General features: G+C 56.2%; 13 protein-coding genes. 2 read left to right on the forward strand and 11 right to left on the reverse strand.

All coding sequences use genetic code 11. The features are described 5' to 3' along the window. Positions 1–38: 38 nt before the first annotated feature. Together gap and GTQ55_RS09050 are read right to left on the reverse strand one after the other, a co-directional pair. Positions 39–1037 carry a type I glyceraldehyde-3-phosphate dehydrogenase gene (gene gap / locus GTQ55_RS09045; protein WP_161858442.1) on the reverse strand — a complete coding sequence of 333 codons (999 nt, stop codon included), beginning with the start codon at positions 1035–1037 and terminating at the stop codon, positions 39–41. A 120-nt stretch (positions 1038–1157) separates the two neighbouring features. Then, positions 1158–1706, reverse strand: coding sequence for a GNAT family N-acetyltransferase (locus tag GTQ55_RS09050; protein ID WP_161858443.1), 549 nt, complete (start codon positions 1704–1706; stop codon positions 1158–1160). 444 nt (positions 1707–2150) lie between these two features. On the opposite strand from GTQ55_RS09050, the gene GTQ55_RS09055 reads away from it, so the two are divergent. Beyond that, complete coding sequence (locus GTQ55_RS09055; protein ID WP_161858444.1) at positions 2151–2483, forward strand: hypothetical protein; 333 nt, start codon at positions 2151–2153, stop codon at positions 2481–2483. On the opposite strand, the gene GTQ55_RS09060 is transcribed toward GTQ55_RS09055, so the two are convergent. The 8 genes from GTQ55_RS09060 to GTQ55_RS09095 all read right to left on the reverse strand — a co-directional run bounded on the left by GTQ55_RS09060 (position 2480) and on the right by GTQ55_RS09095 (position 15013). Then, positions 2480–5623: an efflux RND transporter permease subunit gene (locus tag GTQ55_RS09060; RefSeq protein ID WP_161858445.1), complete on the reverse strand. Its 3144-nt coding sequence runs from the start codon at positions 5621–5623 to the stop codon at positions 2480–2482. The genes GTQ55_RS09055 and GTQ55_RS09060 overlap by 4 nt on opposite strands. Before the next feature lie 9 nt (positions 5624–5632). Further along, positions 5633–6871 (reverse strand): efflux RND transporter periplasmic adaptor subunit, encoded by a 1239-nt coding sequence (locus GTQ55_RS09065; RefSeq protein WP_237567624.1) that lies wholly within the window; start codon positions 6869–6871, stop codon positions 5633–5635. Continuing rightward, positions 6868–8193, reverse strand: a complete 1326-nt coding sequence (locus GTQ55_RS09070) for a TolC family protein (RefSeq protein ID WP_161858446.1) — start codon at positions 8191–8193, stop codon at positions 6868–6870. The genes GTQ55_RS09065 and GTQ55_RS09070 overlap by 4 nt, the downstream gene beginning before the upstream one ends. A gap of 107 nt (positions 8194–8300) precedes the next feature. Further along, complete coding sequence (locus GTQ55_RS09075; protein ID WP_237567625.1) at positions 8301–9338, reverse strand: hydrolase; 1038 nt, start codon at positions 9336–9338, stop codon at positions 8301–8303. Positions 9339–9369: 31 nt separating this feature from the next. Further along, positions 9370–9885 (reverse strand): DUF411 domain-containing protein, encoded by a 516-nt coding sequence (locus GTQ55_RS09080; protein ID WP_237567626.1) that lies wholly within the window; start codon positions 9883–9885, stop codon positions 9370–9372. Then, the gene (egtD, locus tag GTQ55_RS09085) at positions 9857–10861 is read right to left on the reverse strand and encodes an L-histidine N(alpha)-methyltransferase (protein ID WP_237567627.1); all 1005 of its coding nucleotides are present in this window, start codon (positions 10859–10861) and stop codon (positions 9857–9859) included. Before egtD ends, GTQ55_RS09080 begins: the two co-directional genes overlap by 29 nt. Beyond that, positions 10858–12249 carry an ergothioneine biosynthesis protein EgtB gene (gene egtB / locus GTQ55_RS09090; protein ID WP_161858447.1) on the reverse strand — a complete coding sequence of 464 codons (1392 nt, stop codon included), beginning with the start codon at positions 12247–12249 and terminating at the stop codon, positions 10858–10860. Before egtB ends, egtD begins: the two co-directional genes overlap by 4 nt. Before the next feature lie 178 nt (positions 12250–12427). Beyond that, positions 12428–15013 (reverse strand): TonB-dependent receptor, encoded by a 2586-nt coding sequence (locus GTQ55_RS09095; protein WP_237567628.1) that lies wholly within the window; start codon positions 15011–15013, stop codon positions 12428–12430. 333 nt (positions 15014–15346) lie between these two features. Between GTQ55_RS09095 and GTQ55_RS09100 the strand changes: the two genes are divergently transcribed. Then, positions 15347–17704 carry a penicillin acylase family protein gene (locus GTQ55_RS09100; protein WP_161858448.1) on the forward strand — a complete coding sequence of 786 codons (2358 nt, stop codon included), beginning with the start codon at positions 15347–15349 and terminating at the stop codon, positions 17702–17704. A gap of 72 nt (positions 17705–17776) precedes the next feature. On the opposite strand, the gene GTQ55_RS09105 is transcribed toward GTQ55_RS09100, so the two are convergent. Further along, entirely contained in the window at positions 17777–18040 is a 264-nt protein-coding gene (locus GTQ55_RS09105; protein ID WP_161858449.1) for a hypothetical protein, read from the reverse strand. Positions 18041–18057 lie beyond the last annotated feature (17 nt).

Below are 18057 nucleotides of genomic sequence, written 5' to 3' on the forward strand. Positions count from 1 at the left end.
ACGGGGTCAGCAGGTCGTAATTTCGACCTGTTCCGCGGCTATAACATCCTGGTGATCATATCGATGCAGCGTTGTGAGAACGCCCACTCGTTGTCATACCATGCCAGAACCTTCAGAAACCGGTCACCTACCATATAAGTATCCTTGGTGGTGACAATGGCGCTGTACGGCTTGCCTACAATGTCGCTCGACACCAGTTCGCGGTCGTCGACAGCCAAAATATCTTTTAGCGAATCATCCGCCCAGTGCCGGAAAGCATTGTTGACTTCGTCCACGTTGGTTCCTTTTTTCAGGGTACAGGTGAGGTCAAGCAACGAGCCACATTTAATCGGTGCGCGCACGGCGCAGCCATGCATTTTCCCAGCCAGCCCGGGCAGGATCAGACCGATGGTGGTCGCGGCCCCGGTTGTAGTGGGCACCAGATTTTCCGCCGCCGCGCGACCGCGCCGTCGTTTGCTGTTGTGACCATCGAGAAGGTTCTGTGAGGACGTATACGCATGGATTGTATTGATCATTCCATGCTCGATACCAAATTCGTCATCCAGCACCTTCGCCACAGGCGCCAGACAGTTGGTGGTGCAACTTGCGGTGGAAATAATATTGTGGCGATGCCGGTCGTAGCGATGGTCGTTGACGCCGACAACAAAATGGCCGTCGAGCATGCTTTTGCCCGGCGCGGAAATCAGTACCTTTTTGGCGCCGGCCGCGAGGTGCTTTGCCGCTCCGGCTCTGGTGCGGAAATGTCCGGTAGATTCGAACACAACATCCACACCTTTTTCACCCCACGGCAGCTTTGATGGATCACTTTCCGCACTTACCGGAATCGCCTGGCCATCAATCATCAGGGTGCCATCTTCCCCGTGCACGCTCAGATTCCGGGTGTGGTAGGTGGTATCAAACTGCAGGAGGTAAGCCAGATCCTCAGCGCTGATCAGGTCGTTTACGTGCACCACTTCCAGTCCGCCGTGATGGGATTCCAGCGCGATACGGAGGACCTGCCGGCCAATTCGACCAAGTCCATTAATGCCGATTCTCATGGTGTGCTTCCCGGGTATCCGTTAGAAAACGGCAATAAAAATTGCAAACAAAAATTGTAGTTAGGCCCCAACGCATGAGCAAGGTGGCGGCGAGAACCGAGGCAATGCCACGCGGATGGGCTATGTTGCCGTGAGATCTAACGTATAAATTACCTGGGTACTATCTTGCGGGTCACTACGGCGCTCCCAGCCCATATGTCGCGCTACTTCACTCAATCTGTTGTTCGACGCAGAGTCAATCGAGTAAAGGTGTTCGATACCGCGTGCGCGGGCGGATTCAATCAGCCGGTCAAGGAGTAGGGTGCCCAAGCCTTGCATCTGCCACTCGTCAGCGATGACAACGGCACATTCGGCAGCCTTTCCGCTGGATTCAAGTGCATACCGGGATACGCCTATTTCCTTCGCAGGATCTTCGCCTTCGATCAAGGCAATAAATGCCTCTCGCTTGTTGTGATCGACATCGGTGAGTTGCTCCAGCAACTTTTGGCTCGGAGCGCCCACGCCCCCAAGAAAACGCTGGTGACGCGATTCTGGCGAAAGATTGGTTATGAAAACACGCTCGAGCTCAATGTCACCCGGTTCCATGGGCCGAATCGTAACCACCTGGCCATTACGCAATTTCTCCGTCACGGCCCTCGACAGCGCCTTGTTGGGTTGATCACTGGACATAGACATCTCGCTCCTTTCGCTGATTTGCACGCGCAACCGGTAGTTTCTGCAATCTCTTTCAATAATAGTGGTGTCTACTTGCAGTGGGCCAACCAGACAGGCGCAATTACGCGAAGAATCCAGCGTATTTGTGCAGGCGCGCGCTTGCTGGGTGCAGTAACGGCAGGATGTCCACCCTGACCTCGACACACCCATAACTTCGCATAATATAGATTATGTTAAATCGCATATAGAGAAGCCCTCAGAACAGATGCTTACGTATCCGTCCCCTCTAAGCCTGTGTGCCCTGCAAGGCTCTGCATAAGGTGATTTCGGCGGCAACTATGGTGGAACCTGGTGCCAGCGTGAAAAACTGTCGCTCGCTTCGTGTTATCGGCGCCGGAGATCCTTTTGTATCGTCCCGCGCTCAATTAGCATTCGCGCCTCTTTCATGGGGGGGAAACTATGAGTATTGGACAAAAGATTTATCAGGCCATCGAGCGCCTGTCTGTGGCACCGCGTCAACCCGAGGAATTCAGGCGCTCATTGACGGAGTCTCTCGTTACTGCCGGCGCAGATTCGGCGTTGGCGGACCATCTCGCCGCCGTCGCTGAGGACGCTCTCACCAGCCAGCGCGCAAATGACCATCATCTGGGTATGGTTGAACTGATTGCGGCGCATCCCGAGTTCGGCAACCTGATGCTGCGGGACTTTGCCGCCACTGCCGCACTGCACAAATACATGTCCTTTTACCTGGAACTCGCGAGCATTCAACCCGCGTATGCAGTAAATCACTAGGCGGGATTTTTCTCTGCGGAGGCCGCGGCTGTATCGCTGACGTCACTATGGTGAAGTAAGCGGTACAGTGCGGGCAATACAAGCAGGGTCAATAGCGTCGACGAGATAATGCCACCGATGACCACGGTTGCCAGCGGGCGTTGCACCTCGGACCCTATGCCCGTATTGAGTGCCATCGGCACAAACCCGAGCGATGCAACAAGTGCTGTCGTTATCACCGGCCGCAGCCGAATCACCGCGCCTTCAATGATTGCTTTATCAAGGCCGTAACCGTGCCATCGCAGGTCGCGGATGAAGGCAACCATGACCAGGCCATTCAGGATGGCAATACCTGAAAGCGCAATAAACCCCACTGCGGCAGAAATCGAGAACGGGATATCGCGCAGCATCAGAGCAAGAATGCCTCCGGTCAGTGCCAGCGGCACGCCGCTAAAGATCACCATGGCATCCCGGAAGGAACCGAGTGCAAGCAACAACAGGCCCAGAATGAGCACCAGCGTAAGCGGCACGACCACCGATAAACGCTGGGAGGCCGACTGCAGGGACTGGTAGGTTCCACCATATTCAAGCCAATAACCCGAAGGCATTTTCACGTTACTGGATATGGCCTGCTGGACGTCAGCCACAAAACTACCAAGGTCCCTGCCCCGCACATTGGCAGTCACTACAACACGCCGTTTGCTGTTTTCCCTATATATCTGATTGATTCCGTTAACGAGCTTCAGTTCGGCAACTTCTTCGAGTGGGACATAGCTACCTTCATTACGGTGCAGCGGTAGTTTGGCTATTTCAGCGAGATCTTTACGCACCGGTTCAGGCAGGCGTACAACAATATCCACGCGGCGATCGCCATCGTAAAACTGGCCCGCTACTGATCCCTGCAACGCTGTAGCGAGCTGCTGTTGAACATTGCCAATATCCATGCCGTATTGGGTGAGTGCAGATCGATCAGGCAAGATCGTCAGCATGGGCAGGCCGGTAGTCTGCTCCAGCTGAATATCCGCAATACCTTCCACATTGCTGATTGCAGACTGGATCGCGTTACCCAACGCCATTAACTGTTCAAAATCGTCACCGAACACCTTGATTGCAAGCTCTGAGCGCACGCCTGCAAGCAATTCGTTGAAACGCATCTGTATCGGCTGCAGGAATTCATAGCGATTGCCGGGGATTGGCTCTACAAGTGCAGCCAGTTCCTCCACCAGTTGGGATTTTGTTTTGTCGGGGTCCGGCCACTGTTCGCGGGGTTTCATGATAATGAAATTATCCGCTACGCTGGGAGGCACCGCGTCGGTAGCGACTTCTGCAGTTCCAAGTTTTGCGAACACCCGCTCGACTTCCGGAAGCGTTTTGATTCGGGACTCGAGCGACTCCTGCAGTGCGATTGCCTGCTCAAGAGAGGTTCCGGGTATCCGCAATGCATGCATTGCAATATCCCCTTCATCCAGGTTTGGGACAAATTCACTACCGAGCCGCGTTGCCGCATAGCCAATAATCAGTACCAGGCCCCCTGCTCCGATAACCACCATTATTCGCTGGCGAATCGCAAACTCGAGTACTGGCCGGTAGACCTGGCGAAGGGCATGCAGTACCGGGTGTCTCTTCTCCACAACCGGTTTTCGGAATAGCAGTGCAACGCAGGCAGGGACGAAGGTAACCGACAACAGCATGGCCGAAAGCAGCGCCATGACCACCGTGGTTGCCATAGGATGAAACATTTTTCCTTCTACGCCAGAGAGCGCGAAAATCGGCAGATACACAGCGGTAATGATAAACACACCAAACATCGCCGGCCGGATCACCTCGCGGGTGGACTGGAACACAACCTCCAGGCGCTGCTTGAGTGAGGGCACGGTCCCACCTTCTGAAGCCTGCCCCAGTCGTCGCAGGCAGTTTTCCACGATGATGATGGCCCCATCCACCAGCAAACCAAAATCCAGCGCACCCAGGCTCATCAGGTTGGCGCTGACCCCGGCTTCGACCATCCCGGTGACGGTCATCAACATTGCAATCGGGATCACCAGCGCTGTGATCAGTGCAGCGCGGATATTCCCCAGCAGCAGGAAGAGAATCACAATGACAAGCGCTGCACCTTCCAGCAAATTGGTGCGAACCGTATTCAGAGTTTTGTCGACCAGGCCGGTTCGATCATAAACTGCCGTCACAGTAATGCCCGCTGGCAGGCTCGCCTTGATCGATTCCAGTTTTTCTCCCACCGCATGTGCTACGGTACGACTGTTTTCACCGATGAGCATGAATACGGTACTCATCACGACTTCCCGGCCGTTCTGGGTTGCGGCCCCGGTTCGCAGCTCTGTGCCCTCCCCGACTCTGGCCACGTCGCCCAAACGTACCGGCACACCGTCGATCTCGGTCACCAGAAAATCTTTGATCGCCTCAATATCTTCTGCCTGACCGGGTACGCGCATCATCCACTGCGCGCCTTTGTGTTCAATAAAGCCAACGCCGCGGTTTTGATTATTGTCACGTACAGCGCGGATCAGATCGTCTTGGGTAAGTCCGAACGCCAGCAGGTTTTCCGGATCCACCGCGACCAGTATTTCCCGTTTGTACCCTCCGATGGGGTTGACTTCGACTACGCCCGGTACGCGCAATAACTGCGGACGGATAATCCAGTCATGCACCGTGCGCAGGTCCGTGGTGGTAATCGGGGTGCCGTCCTTGTTACGGGCCCCCGGTTCGGCATCCACCGTGAACATGAATATTTCGCCGAGCCCGGTGGAAATGGGCCCCAGTTCTGGCTCGAGGCCGGGTGGCAAGTTGCTTCGTGCAGCCGCGAGCCGTTCGTTAATAAGTTGCCGGGCAAAGAAAATGTCGGTGTCGTCTGCGAAAATGACCGTCACCTGAGAAAGGCCGTAACGCGAAAGTGAACGCGTATAGGCAAGTTTTGGCAAACCGGCCATGGCACTCTCTACGGGGTAGGTCACGCGCTGCTCTACTTCCAACGGGGTGTAACCCGGTGCTTCGGTATTGATCACCACCTGGATGTTGGTGATGTCGGGCACCGCGTCAATTGGCAGCCGGGTAAAATTCCAGATGCCGATGGCACACAATAGTGCAACGACCGCCAGGACAAGCAGCCTGTTCTGGATGGACGTTCTGATGAGGAAGGCGAGCATCCCGTTGCCTCAGTGGTGGTGCGCTGCGCCCGACTTCTCGATGTCGGCCTTGATCACATAGCTATTTTCACTCACGTACCGAGTACCCGGTTCAAGACCACCGAGGACCTCTACCCACTCGCCCCCCTCGCGTCCCAGCTCGAGCATACGCACCTCGTATTGATCGCCGACCTGTGCGTATACAACAGTGAAATCCCGGTAACTCTGTAGTGCCGAGCGTTTCACCGCCAACGCAACCTGATACTCGGCAACCTGTATATTCCCTGCGACAAACATGCCCGACGCCAGGCCCTCCGCTGGCGCTTGCAGAGACACCCGTATGGTACTCGACTGGTTTGGACGGATAACCGGATCAATCTGCCGAATAACGCCCTCCACGATTTTTTCGGTGCCGCGCGGCCGCAACCAGACGGTATCTCCCCGCTGAATACGACTTCGGGTAGCAGGAAATACTTCCAGTTCTGCCAGCAAGGCACCGTCATCGGCTATCACAATCAGGTTGCGACCGTCCGTCTGTTCTCCAGGATTGGCATTGCGCTCAAGGACCACACCTTCGATCGGCGAGTTAATCGTGTATGTTTTCAGGTTTTCGTTACTATTGATGCCGATAATCGGTTGTCCCCGAGACACGCGCTCACCCAGTTCCACTCTCACCGAATCCACGGTACCATCGAAACGCGCTCGGACCTCGCGAATACGCACCGGGTCGACCACCAGCCGACCGTAAACTTTTGTGGTCTCACGCAGTATGGCTGGACCGGCAACGGCCGTTGTAATACCCATGCTTTCGGCGATTTCCGGCTCTATTCGGGTTCGCCCCTCAAAACTTTCATACTCCCACTGATATTTTTTTCCTTGATACCTGGCTTCAAGCATTACAACAAAAGAGTGCGGCTCACGAATGACCGTGTTCCCACGAAGAAAGTCCTGATCGGGCTCGAATCCAACGCGTTCCTTTTTACCCCCAAGCCTTGTAAGTTGCACTGTGATATCCACCAACTGCGGGTCGAGCGGCTTACCTTTATTTGTTACCCATACACGATACTCGGGGGGTACACCTCGCTCGAAAATCGCGAGTTCTACGGCAAAATCGCCATCGCGCAATACGCGTCCGTTGTGCGCACCGACTTCAGCTACATCAGCGCCCTCCTCCGCGGCTATTTCTGAGGTCTGAACCCGCTCACTGATCAGTATGCCCGCGACAGTGAACAGCACAAAAATCAGGCTCGCTGCGATGATCCTGCTCACTTGCCGCCTCCTGACCGGGCAAGCGATAGACCAGTCAATTTTTCAATCTCTATCCAGTAAAGGTGCCCACGATACTGAGCCTCAAGAAAAGACAGGCGCGCATCAATCAGGTCCTGTTGCGCGGAGGCAAGCTCATAGTAGCTGTACTTTCCCTGCTTGTAGGCACTTTCAATGTCGGCGAGGGCCTGTTCAAGACTCGGGATAATACGCTTCAGATAGGCGTCAGCGACATGACGGCTGTGCATGAGCTGTTGAGCCATCACATAGACCCTTGTTTCCAGCGCGACCTCCAGTGCCTGTCGTTCCGACCGGTATTGGCTCTGCTCGGCCATCAACGCCTCTATCTCTGCGTGATTACGGTTCCGCCTGCCCAGTGGTATGGAAATGCCCGCAACAAGGCTGAAATCATCGGTAGCTTCAATGCGGCGAATGCCCGCATTGATACGCCACTGGATACCCGCTTCAGCCTGAGCCAGTGCAATCTCGGCATCAGCGATACGTTCCCGATTGAGAAATGTGGCGAGATTGGGGTTGTTACTGATCTGAAGGCGCAAGGACGCGATATCCACCGCTGGAATCGAAATCGCAAGAGACCCATCTACCTCGGCAAACTGCGGGGACCTTTCCCCCCACTGTGCGGCTAGCTGATACTTGGCGATTGCGTATTCATGTTCGACATCTTCCGCCGCCAGGCTCCGCTGCTCCACTTCAGCTCGCGCACGTGAAGCCTCCGCCTGCGGTAGCTTGCCGACGCGGACGTGTCGCCGTATATCCGCCAGCCCCTCGCGTGCCTGAATCTCGGCGCGGCGTGCCAGCGACAGCCTATCTTGCTGTGCCAGCGCCATCAGGAAGTAACGCGCGGTATCTGCAGCGACATCCAGTGCCGCTATCTGCTGCTGCGTGGTAATCATTGACGTGCGTCCCGAGGCAACCTGTACGCGCCGGTCGATCACCTCACACTGGAGCAACCAGCTGACCCCCAAGGTGGTCTGCGCACTTTCCACAGCGTTGAAGTCGCCGGTGCCTGCGACATCTTCAATCTCCAGCCCAAGCTCTGGGCGTGGACCGACACCTGCCTGACGGACACGCGCGTCTGCAGCCTGCATGCGGAATTCATACCCGGCCAGGTCCGGATGCTCGTTCAGGCTCCTGAATACTGCCTGCTCATAAGAAATGGTGGATGGTGCGGATGAGTTTTGCGCACGCGCCGCGTCCTTGTACCAGAGACCGGCCAGAAAACAGAGCAACAGCGCCGCAGAGAAACTCCCGCGAACTCTGGAGCCGGCATTGGATAGGCCAACGTTGAAAGGAGTGAGGTGCACAGCGGTTCCTTGCTCGCAAACAGCGGTAATCGACTTCGATTTTGGCTGTATGCGTTTTATCGCATTTATGCACCAACTTTAGCAGTTTGCGCTAAATCCGCCGGGCATCAGGCCCGCCTAATAGACCGGTGCTCCAGTAAAAACTCGGGTATGCGGCTTTCTAACCAGTAGCGAGGTCGCCATAGACTACCGCTAATAAAACCCACATGACCTCCACGCTTACTGATATCAAGCATGACGCTTTTTCCGACCTCCTCCCCGGATGGTATGGCGGAGTTACAGACGAAAGGATCATCCTCCGCATGGATAATCAGCGTCGGTCGGCAAATGTCCTTGAGCAGCGGCTTGCTGGAAGCGCGCGTATAGTAGTCGTCAACACCGCTGAATCCGTGGAGCGGCGCAGTAAAGTGATCGTCAAAGTTCCGGAAGTTTGAAAAATAGCGCGCCTCATCCAGGCGAGGCATCTGGCGCGCCAGGTCAGGATCACGCGCCTTCGACCGGAGGCTGTGTTGAAGGCTTTTCAGCAGGTGCCGCTGATAAACGCGGGAAAAGCCCTGGCCCATACGGCGAGAAGATGCATGCAAATCCAACGGCGCCGATACGGAAACCGCCGCCACCAGAGGTGAATCAACACCATCTTCACCCAGCCATTTCAGCAGTACATTGCCTCCCAGCGAGTACCCAACCGCCATTAACGGCGTGTTTGGGTAGCGCTCCCGAAGTTGCCCCGCCAGCCAGCGCGGATCGCCACTATCGCCACTGTGATAGGCGCGGGGAAGTAGATTTGGCACACCACCACAACCCCGAAAATGCATCACCGCAACCTGCAAACCCTGCCCTAGCAAGGATTCCATTATTCCCTGCACATAGGGCGATTCCACCGAACCTTCCAGCCCGTGCAATATCAGCACCAGCGGTGTATCGGCATCGTCGCGCAGGGCCACCGGGGTATGCACGGCGAGACGATCGCCGTCGGGGGTCTTAAGCCACTGGCACTGAGTACGAATCCATGGCCGCGGCCGATGGTAGCGCGGGAATATGGTCTGTAAATGGCAATTGGCGAGGCCAAGGGCTGGCTCGAATGGCTGACTGCTTTTAGGCGGTAAATGACTGGGCATGGCGGCTTTTTCTTTAAGGGCCGCCAAGGTTAGCGACCCCCGCAACCAAATACCAGTGTCACTGATCTTCCGGCTGGTTCACGGTTTCGTACAGTCGGTAATCCCCGCCCGTCAGAATGAGAAAAACATTGTAGGGCTCAAACTTCTTTCCGCGATACATGCCCGGACTACCCTGCGGCATTCCCGGCACTGCTAGCCCGATGCTGTTCTTGGGTGGATTGGCAAGGAACTTGCGAATCAGGCGCGCCGGTACATGCCCTTCAAACACATATTGTCCTTGCGAAACACCGGTATGGCAGCCTTGCAAGCTCGCAGGAACGCCTTTTGCCTGCTTGATTTTTGCCGTATCCAGAGTGTTCTCACTGGTTACAGAAAAGGCGTTCTGCTCGAGGTGTTTAATCCATTCCTTGCAGCAAAGACAAAATGGTGACTTGTGAACGACGATGGAAGCCGCCGCGCTGTTTGCCTCCGCGGGCTCTGCTCGACTGGTCAGTGGCAGCAGTGCACAAATCGCGGCCAGCAGGATAACCAGGCGAAAATTGGAATCAGGCAAAATCTGCATAACAAAGCGCATAATGTTTATTCTTATCGGTCCAGTACTGTTGAGGGTGGAATCCGGCGTCCGCTAACAAGGTCTCCAGGGTTTCCAGTGTGTATTTGTGGCTGTTTTCGGTGTGAATCGTCTCTCCCTCCTCGAAATCAATCTGAACACCGTCGATATTCACCCGCTGGGATTTCAGGCTCACCAGGTGCATTTCCACGCGCTGACGCAGCGGATGATAGAACGCCTTGTGCGCGAATGCGTCGAGGTCAAAGTCGCCATTCAATTCACGATTGATCCGCTGAAGCAGATTTTTGTTGAATGCTTCTGTTACATGCTGGTCATCATGATACGCGCGTTCAAGTATTACCGAATCTTTCACCAGGTCGACACCCAGTAACAGACCATCGCCAGCGGACAAACGGCTCCCGAATCCCTGCAGCAGGGTGCGCGCCTGCTCCCAGGTAAAGTTCCCAATCGTAGAGCCGGGAAAAAATATCACTTCTTTATTCTCAGCGGTCTTTTCGCCCAGGGATTCAGGCATCGTAAAATCGCCAATAACCGGCTGCACTTGCAGTCCGGGAAGTGCCGTTTCGATACGGGATTCCGCGGCCAACAGTATCTCTGGCGAAATATCAATCGGAATGTAGCACCTTGGCGTATCCATTATCGCGAGTAATGGTTGTGCCTTTTCACAGTTCCCGGCGCCAGGCTCGATCATCGTCACATCCCGCCCCAACGCTTCCGCAATGGCGGGCAGGTTTTTTGAAAAGATTTCCGACTCGGTACGCGTAAGGTAATAGTCGTCCAGTTCGCAGATCTGTTCAAAAATCAACGATCCGGCTTCGTCGTACAGGTATTTACAGGGCAGAGTTTTTCTCGGCGAGGTGAGCCCCCTGATCACATCTCTGCTGAATTCGGAAACTGCCTCAGAATGGCCGTTTTCTTCCGGGTCCGTGGACAACGATGCATTCCCTGACGCCTTGAGCGTCCGCATTGCAATATTCAAACTTGATCTCCTGCCAGTCGGATACCGGTAAATTGCCAGGCCTGGTGAGGGTAGAAAAAATTTCGGTAGCTGATCCGGATATGGTCGGCGGGCGTTATACAGGAGCCTCCGCGCAGAACCATCTGGTTACACATAAATTTGCCATTGTATTCACCAACGGCATCCGCACTGGCGCGGAAACCGGGATACGGAAGGTAGGCACTACCCGTCCACTCCCACAGGTTTCCGACAAATTGCGGTGCGGCAGCGGATTCCGGAACTGGCTGATATTGGCGTTTTTCAAGCAGGTTGGCCGCTGACAGGGTGTCCGGCCGGCGGTACAGCCAGGCTGCCACTTCCCACTCGAATTCAGTGGGTAGCCTGTGGCCGGCCCAGCTCGCAAATGCGTCGGCCTCATAAAAGCTGACATGCGAGACGGGCGCGTCCATGTTGACCGGCTGCAGGCCGGCGAGTGTGAATTGGAACCACCCTCCTTCCCTTTCTTGCCAGTACAGCGGCGCTTGTCGCTGCGATTTTTGTACCCAGGCCCAGCCATCCGAAAGCCACAGACGGGGTTCACAATAGCCGCCATCTTCCATGAACTCGAGATACTCGCGGTTAGTGACCAGCCGTGACGCGATTCGGAATGGCTGCAGATATTGCGAGTGTGAAGGGGACTCGTTGTCGAAGTGAAAGGCGTCTCCGTCACAGCCGATCGTATAGGTATCCTCTGGAACACTGAGCCAGGACGGGGGCTGACTTTGACCGGACAACGCATCATCGGCCGGCTCTTCAAGATAAGCGGGCAACAGGGGATTAATCGAAAATGCATGCAGGATATCCGTCAGCAGGAGCTCCTGATGCTGCTGTTCGTGATTCAACCCGAGCGTCATTAGCGCGGCGACCTCCGCAGAACAATCCTCCTCCGCCAGCAACCGCTCAATCGCCCGATCGACGTGGCGACGATAGGCAAAGACCTGCTCTGTGTCTGGCCTGGACAGAAGACCGCGCTGAGGACGGGAAAATGGTTGCCCGAGAGAGTTGTAGTATGAGTTGAAGAGGTGATGAAATTCGGGGTCGAACAACCGGTAATCATCGAGGTGGTGGCGCAGGATAAACGTCTCGAAAAACCAGCTGGTATGTGCAAGATGCCATTTTACCGGGCTGGCATCAGGCATGGACTGCAGCTGCATGTCTTCAGCACTGAGTGGGTCAGAAAGAGCATCCGTTTCCGTGCGCACGCGCTGATATTTGTTGAGTAGCTCGGCGCGCTGGTCGAGTGACAGGTCTTCCGAATTCGGATCCTGCGTGGCGGAAAACGGAGATTCAGAGCGAGCGCTCCCATGCCCTCCCCCTTCTTCACTTCCCTCTTCCTGTACCTCTGACCCTGCCTGCGTAATCAGATTCATTCCCGGCCCCATTCAATGACGGCGAGTCGTTTTGATCATACATGCATTGTGGCGTATTCCTACATAATCGCCGCGGGACAAGAAGTTTTAAACGCCATGATTTTCCGGATTACGGGAACGTAAGGCACAAAAAAGGGCCGGCAATGCCGACCCTTTCTCGATATCACATCGTGTGCGATTAGAAGCGCACGGTGAAGTCCGCGCCGTACATGCGAGGCATGAAGCGCCACGCCGGGCTGGCACCGATTGCCGCACCGGTACCGCCGTAACCACCGGCGATCTCTTCGTCAGTCACGTTCTGCACCCACAGGGCGGCAGAGTAACGGTCGGAAGCACTGTTCCAGCCAGCACGCAGGTTCATCAGCTGGTAGTCCGGGATTACACGGGCCGGGTCGCTGATGGAGCCAACACGCTCGTCGGTCCAGTTGTAGTCACCGCGCAGAGTGACGTCGCCACCTTCGGCCAGGGCCCAGGTGTACTCGGCCATGATGTTGAACTTGTTCTCCGGAGTGCCAACACGAGGCTGACCCACACGGGAGTTCGCTTCTTCGGTTTCACCGATAGACTCGATAATCTGGTAGCGAGTGTACTCGGTATCCAGGAAAGAGTAGTTACCGGCAATGAACAGGTTGTCGGTCGCAGCCCACTGTACTTCCATTTCCGCACCGCGGCCTTCGGCATCGGCGTTACGCAGGTAGTAGTTGGGGATCGGCGCACCTACCAGGTCCAACTGCTGCAGGTTCTTGTAATCGTACGCGAACACAGAAGCATTGAAGCGCACAGCATTGTCGAACAGGCTGCTCTTCATGCCGATTTCCAGGTTGGTCACGCTCTCCTGGTCGAAGGACGGGTCGATGCCCGGCGCAGCGCTGAAGCTGTTGAAACCACCGGCCTTGAAGCCATCTGCCAGAGAGACGAAGGTCATGACATCGTCGTTCCAGCGGTAGTCCAGAACGATACGGCCGGAAAGGTCGCTCCAGGAGTCACTGAGTTCCTGGTTCAGATCGGCAACGCCGTTGTTGTTGAACGCAATACCAAAACGCGGTGAGGGAATCGCACCCAGCGGCAGTGCCGGGATAGGCAGCTGACCGATTACAGTGCCGTCTTCCATTTTCAGGTCAACCATGCCGCCTGACAAAGCCAGAGGCAGCGTGTTCTGGTAGGAGCTAACGATGGAGAAGTCTTTCTTATCGGCGGTATAACGCGCACCAACGGTCAGGTCCATCTTGTCAGTGAGGCTCCAGGTAGCATCACCGTAGATCGCGGCGGAGCGGTAATCGCCCTCGTTCAGTACAGATTCATTCCAGGCAGTGTCTGCCATGACCCACGGTGCGATACCGGCCATTAGCTGCGCGGCCATCTGCTCACGATCCAGCATGCTGGCCGTGATGCCGGCAGGAGCACCGAGCCCCGCCAGCAGTGCATCTACTTGGCCAGACTGGACCATCAGGTCGTATACGAACGTGGATACGGCAGCGCCTTCGAGGCCGCCAGCAATCATGGCCTGGCGCTGCTGATATGCCAAGTCTTCTACTTCCGTAGTGGTGAGGTCTACACCCATTGCGTCCAGCTGCGCTTTGACGCCTTCGTACACGGCGAAGGATTCCAGCGAACCGGCAGTAAAGTACGCATCGGTGGTGTGCTCCAGCTCTTCACGAGAGTAGGAAGCACCCAGGGTCCACTTCAGGGTGTCGGTCATACCGTTCAGACGGAACTCTTGAGAGAACTGGGTCTGATCATCGAAGTTGGCAGAGCCGAACATGTAATCCGGGTTCGCAGTGCCGTCTTCGTCCTGCTGCAGGTGGGCGTCAAAACCGCGGTAGGCGGTAATGGAGGTGAAGGTTACATTGTCGAAGTCATGCACGACGGACACGGAACCACCCCAGGAATCGCGATCTTCGATGGTCGGGGTATCCAGCGCGTAGTCGCCAAATACATCGGTACCACCCGCTTCCGCCTGCAGGGACGGAACAATAGAGGTGCGCAGCGCACTGCCCTGATCCATGATGCCGTACTCGCCGCGGAACAGTACTTCCGTATCCGGAGTCGGTTCCCACAGCAAGGAGGCACGGTAGGTCTGGGTATCAATGTTACCGACGGTGAAATCCCCGGCCAGGTTATCGGCAAAGGAATCGCGACGGTTGGTAGACGCGGTAAAACGGCCATACACCGTATCGCTGAACTGGCGGTTCAGCAGCAGGTCGGTGGACTGACGACCGTAGTTACCGGCTGTCAGGTTCAGCTCGGTGGTGTCGTCCGCTTGCGGCTTCTTGGAAATGATATGGATGGCGCCACCGGTGGCGTTGCGGCCAAACAGGGTGCCCTGCGGGCCTTTCAGCACTTCCACACGCTCGATGTCGGCGAGCGGGATTTCAGCACCAGCGCCACGACCGGTATATACGCCGTCGACGTAAACCGCTACCGCCGGGTCAGAGCCCACGGTGAAGTCACCAGTCTCAATGCCGCGCACGCTATAGGTGGGCTGCAGTGGAGTATCGTTGTTCATTTCAACGCCCGGGGTGAATTTACCCAGGTCGGTCAGGTTCTTTACACCCATGGCCTTCATGCTGTCGCCGGTGAAGGCGGAAATGGCAATCGGCACGTCCTGCAGGTTCTCTGCACGTTTCTGAGCGGTAACAACCACTTCTTCGATTTCGGCAGCAGTTGCGGCACCGCTTAGCACGGTGGTAACCGCGATAGCTGCGGACAGAGTGGACAGTGTAAAGGCCCGGTTTTTACCGGACTGATCGGCGTTGTACATCATCGCGTCCTCGCGTTTTAGTTATATGAAAAGCGTGATGGAAAATTGTCTTTATTGATAGTCAAGTTGGGCCATCTTACGGGTAGCGCTGTCCCAAGAAAAGCTTGTTGTGACCTTTTTATCGTGACCGGTCAGTTTTATGACCCGCAAGTGTGATTTAGTGCGCCATTTTGGCACGACGTTCGACCTAAAACCGACATTTGTGACCAACTAAAGTCCCCCGGTAACCACTTCAAGGTAGCGAGAGGCTGATAGACTGGCAAACGTCAGATACCATAAGAAACCGGCTATCAGTCCCAAAATAACGATTTTATTTTTTACCCGAGAGCTCCCCCGATGATGAATAGCAGCCCATGGGCAAAACGCATTTTGCGCGGATTTATTGCCCTGCTTGTCCTTTTATTACTAGTTGCGCTGGCCACCTGGGCCTGGTTGCGCCAGAGCCTGCCCCTCCTCAACGGCGAACTGTCGACAGGTCAGCTCGCGAAGCCGGTGAGCATTGAGCGCGATGCCCAGGGGGTTGCATTTATCACTGCCGAAACCCGCACCGACTCCGCCTTCGCACTGGGCTTCCTGCACGCGCAGGAGCGCTTTTTCCAGATGGACCTGCTCCGTCGCAATTCTGCCGGGGAGCTCTCCGAGCTGGTGGGCGAAGCGGCGCTCGAGCACGACAAGGGGGTGCGAGTACACCAGTTTCGCGCGCGCGCCGAGCGCAATATTGGCGCCATGCCAGTTCACCAGCAGCAGGTATTGCAAAGCTATGCCGACGGTGTGAACTACGGCCTTTCCCAGCTGGGGGCGAAGCCCTGGGAATACGCCCTGCTCCGCCAGGAACCGCGCAAGTGGGTACCGGCAGATAGCATGCTCACCATTTTCAGCATGTACCTGACTCTTCAGAGCCGGACCGGTGATTTTGAGCTTCGTGACAATGCACTGGCTGAACTGCTCCCGGGCGACCTCTATCACTTTTTTGCCCCCAAGGGCGGCGTATGGGATGCCCCGCTGATTGGTGATGCGCGCGACCCTCTCAACCTGCCAGAGACCCATATCGCGGCGCTGGTGGACGAAGGTGAGCCCATGGCGTACGGAAAAATGGAAAGCGAAGACATGATCTTCGGCAGCAACAACTGGGTGGTCGGCGGCGCACTGACGGAGCACGGGGCAGCTATCGTGGCCGACGACATGCACCTCGCCATCACGGTTCCCAATATCTGGTTCCGCGCGGGCTGGAATGTACCCGGCACCGAGTTTGAAATGCGCGGGGCATCCCTCCCTGGCGGCCCAATTATTGTGGCCGGTAGCAATGGCAAAGTAGCCTGGGGTTTCACCAACACGACAGCGGACTGGGGCGACCTGATCCCCCTAGAAATCTCGGAGAACGGCGAGCAATACCGTACGCCTGAAGGCTGGCAGGATTTTGACATTGCCGTCGAGCAGATCAACATAAGCGGCAAGCCCGCAAGCGAACTGAAAGTACGCAAGACAATCTGGGGACCAGTGGTCGGCGAAGACCACAACGGCACCCCCCTCGCCTACCGCTGGGTGGCTCACGATATACGGGGCGCCAACCTGAACCTGCTCAAACTGGAAACCGTCGAGACGGTGCGCGCGGCAATGGATATTGCCCCCGAGCTCGGCATGCCCCACCAGAACTTTGTACTGGGTGATAGCGCAGGCAATATCGGCTGGACCGTGGCGGGCCCGATACCTCGGCGCGTCGGCCTCGATGGGGATCGCTCGGTCAGCTGGGCCGATGGCACAGCCTTCTGGGATGGGTTCCTGCCGCTGGCAGAGCAACCCAGCATATACAACCCGCCTTCGCATCGGATCTGGACCGCCAACTCACGCACCATGGACGGCGAATTCCTCCGCGTGATGGGTGACGGGGGCTATGCGCTCGGCGCACGCCAACAGCAGATTCGCGATGACTTGTTCGCGCGGGATCACTTTACCGAGCAGGACCTGCTGGACATTCAGCTGGACGACCGCGCGATATTCCTCGAGCGCTGGCAGGCACATCTGGTCCAGCTACTGAGCACAAGCGATGGCTACGACGACGTACTTGAACAGGTAAAAAGCTGGGGTGGGCGTGCCAGTGCGGATTCCGTGGGCTACCGTATCGTGCGGAATTTCCGCCTGCGCTTTATCGACTTCGCCACGGCACCGGTACTGACGTACATGCAGCGACATGATCCAACCTTCAAATTTGGCCGGGTCAATCGCCAGGTGGAATACCCGGCCTGGGAGATGCTGTCCAACGAGCCCGCCCACCTGCTGAACCCGGAATTTGCCTCGTGGAAAGCGCTCAAGCTCGCGGCCCTCGATCAGGTACTGGAAGAGATGGCTGAAGATGGCCTGCCCCTCGCACAGCAGACATGGGGTGTGCAGAACTCGGCGAAAATCCTGCACCCACTTGGGCGCGCGGTGTCTGCAGTCAACTGGTTCACCGCGATGCCAGCGGATCCCCTACCCGGCGATTCCCATATGCCCCGCTTCCAGTCATCCACCAACGGCGCTTCAGAGCGCATGGTGGTAGCGCCGGGTCATGAAGAACTGGGAGTTTTCCATATGGCGACAGGGCAAAGCGCGCATCCGCTTTCGCCGTTTTTTGGCAATGGACACAGGGACTGGGTGGAAGGTAATCCCTCGAGCTTTACCGAAAAGTCAGTCGAATATGTTCTCACATTGAAATAAAGACTTCTTCGATGGTTTCGCAGCGTGCAGCTACCAGATAGCCGCACGCTGGCTTTACCTACAGGCGAGAATTCAGGCTGTTTCGTCGAGAATCGCGAAGGAAAGAAAAGAGGTTAACAGCCCCAGGCCAAGTACAAATGGCAGAAGCGGAAAGCAGATCATTAACAGGGATGCGCCGATCCAGAGGTTTTTCACCCAGTTCCGCTTGACCCGATAGCTGCGGGAGTAGCGGCGCAAGTGGCTATCGTTTTCATCGGGCAATACGATTTCATTTTCCCGGGGCAAAAAGCTGCGCACCAGAAGAGTGCAATAAAACCGAAGCAACATCCACAACATAGAACCACCACTGGCAA

The organism is Microbulbifer hydrolyticus, assembly GCF_009931115.1.
In the GTDB taxonomy this organism is placed as follows: Bacteria; Pseudomonadota; Gammaproteobacteria; order Pseudomonadales; family Cellvibrionaceae; genus Microbulbifer; species Microbulbifer hydrolyticus.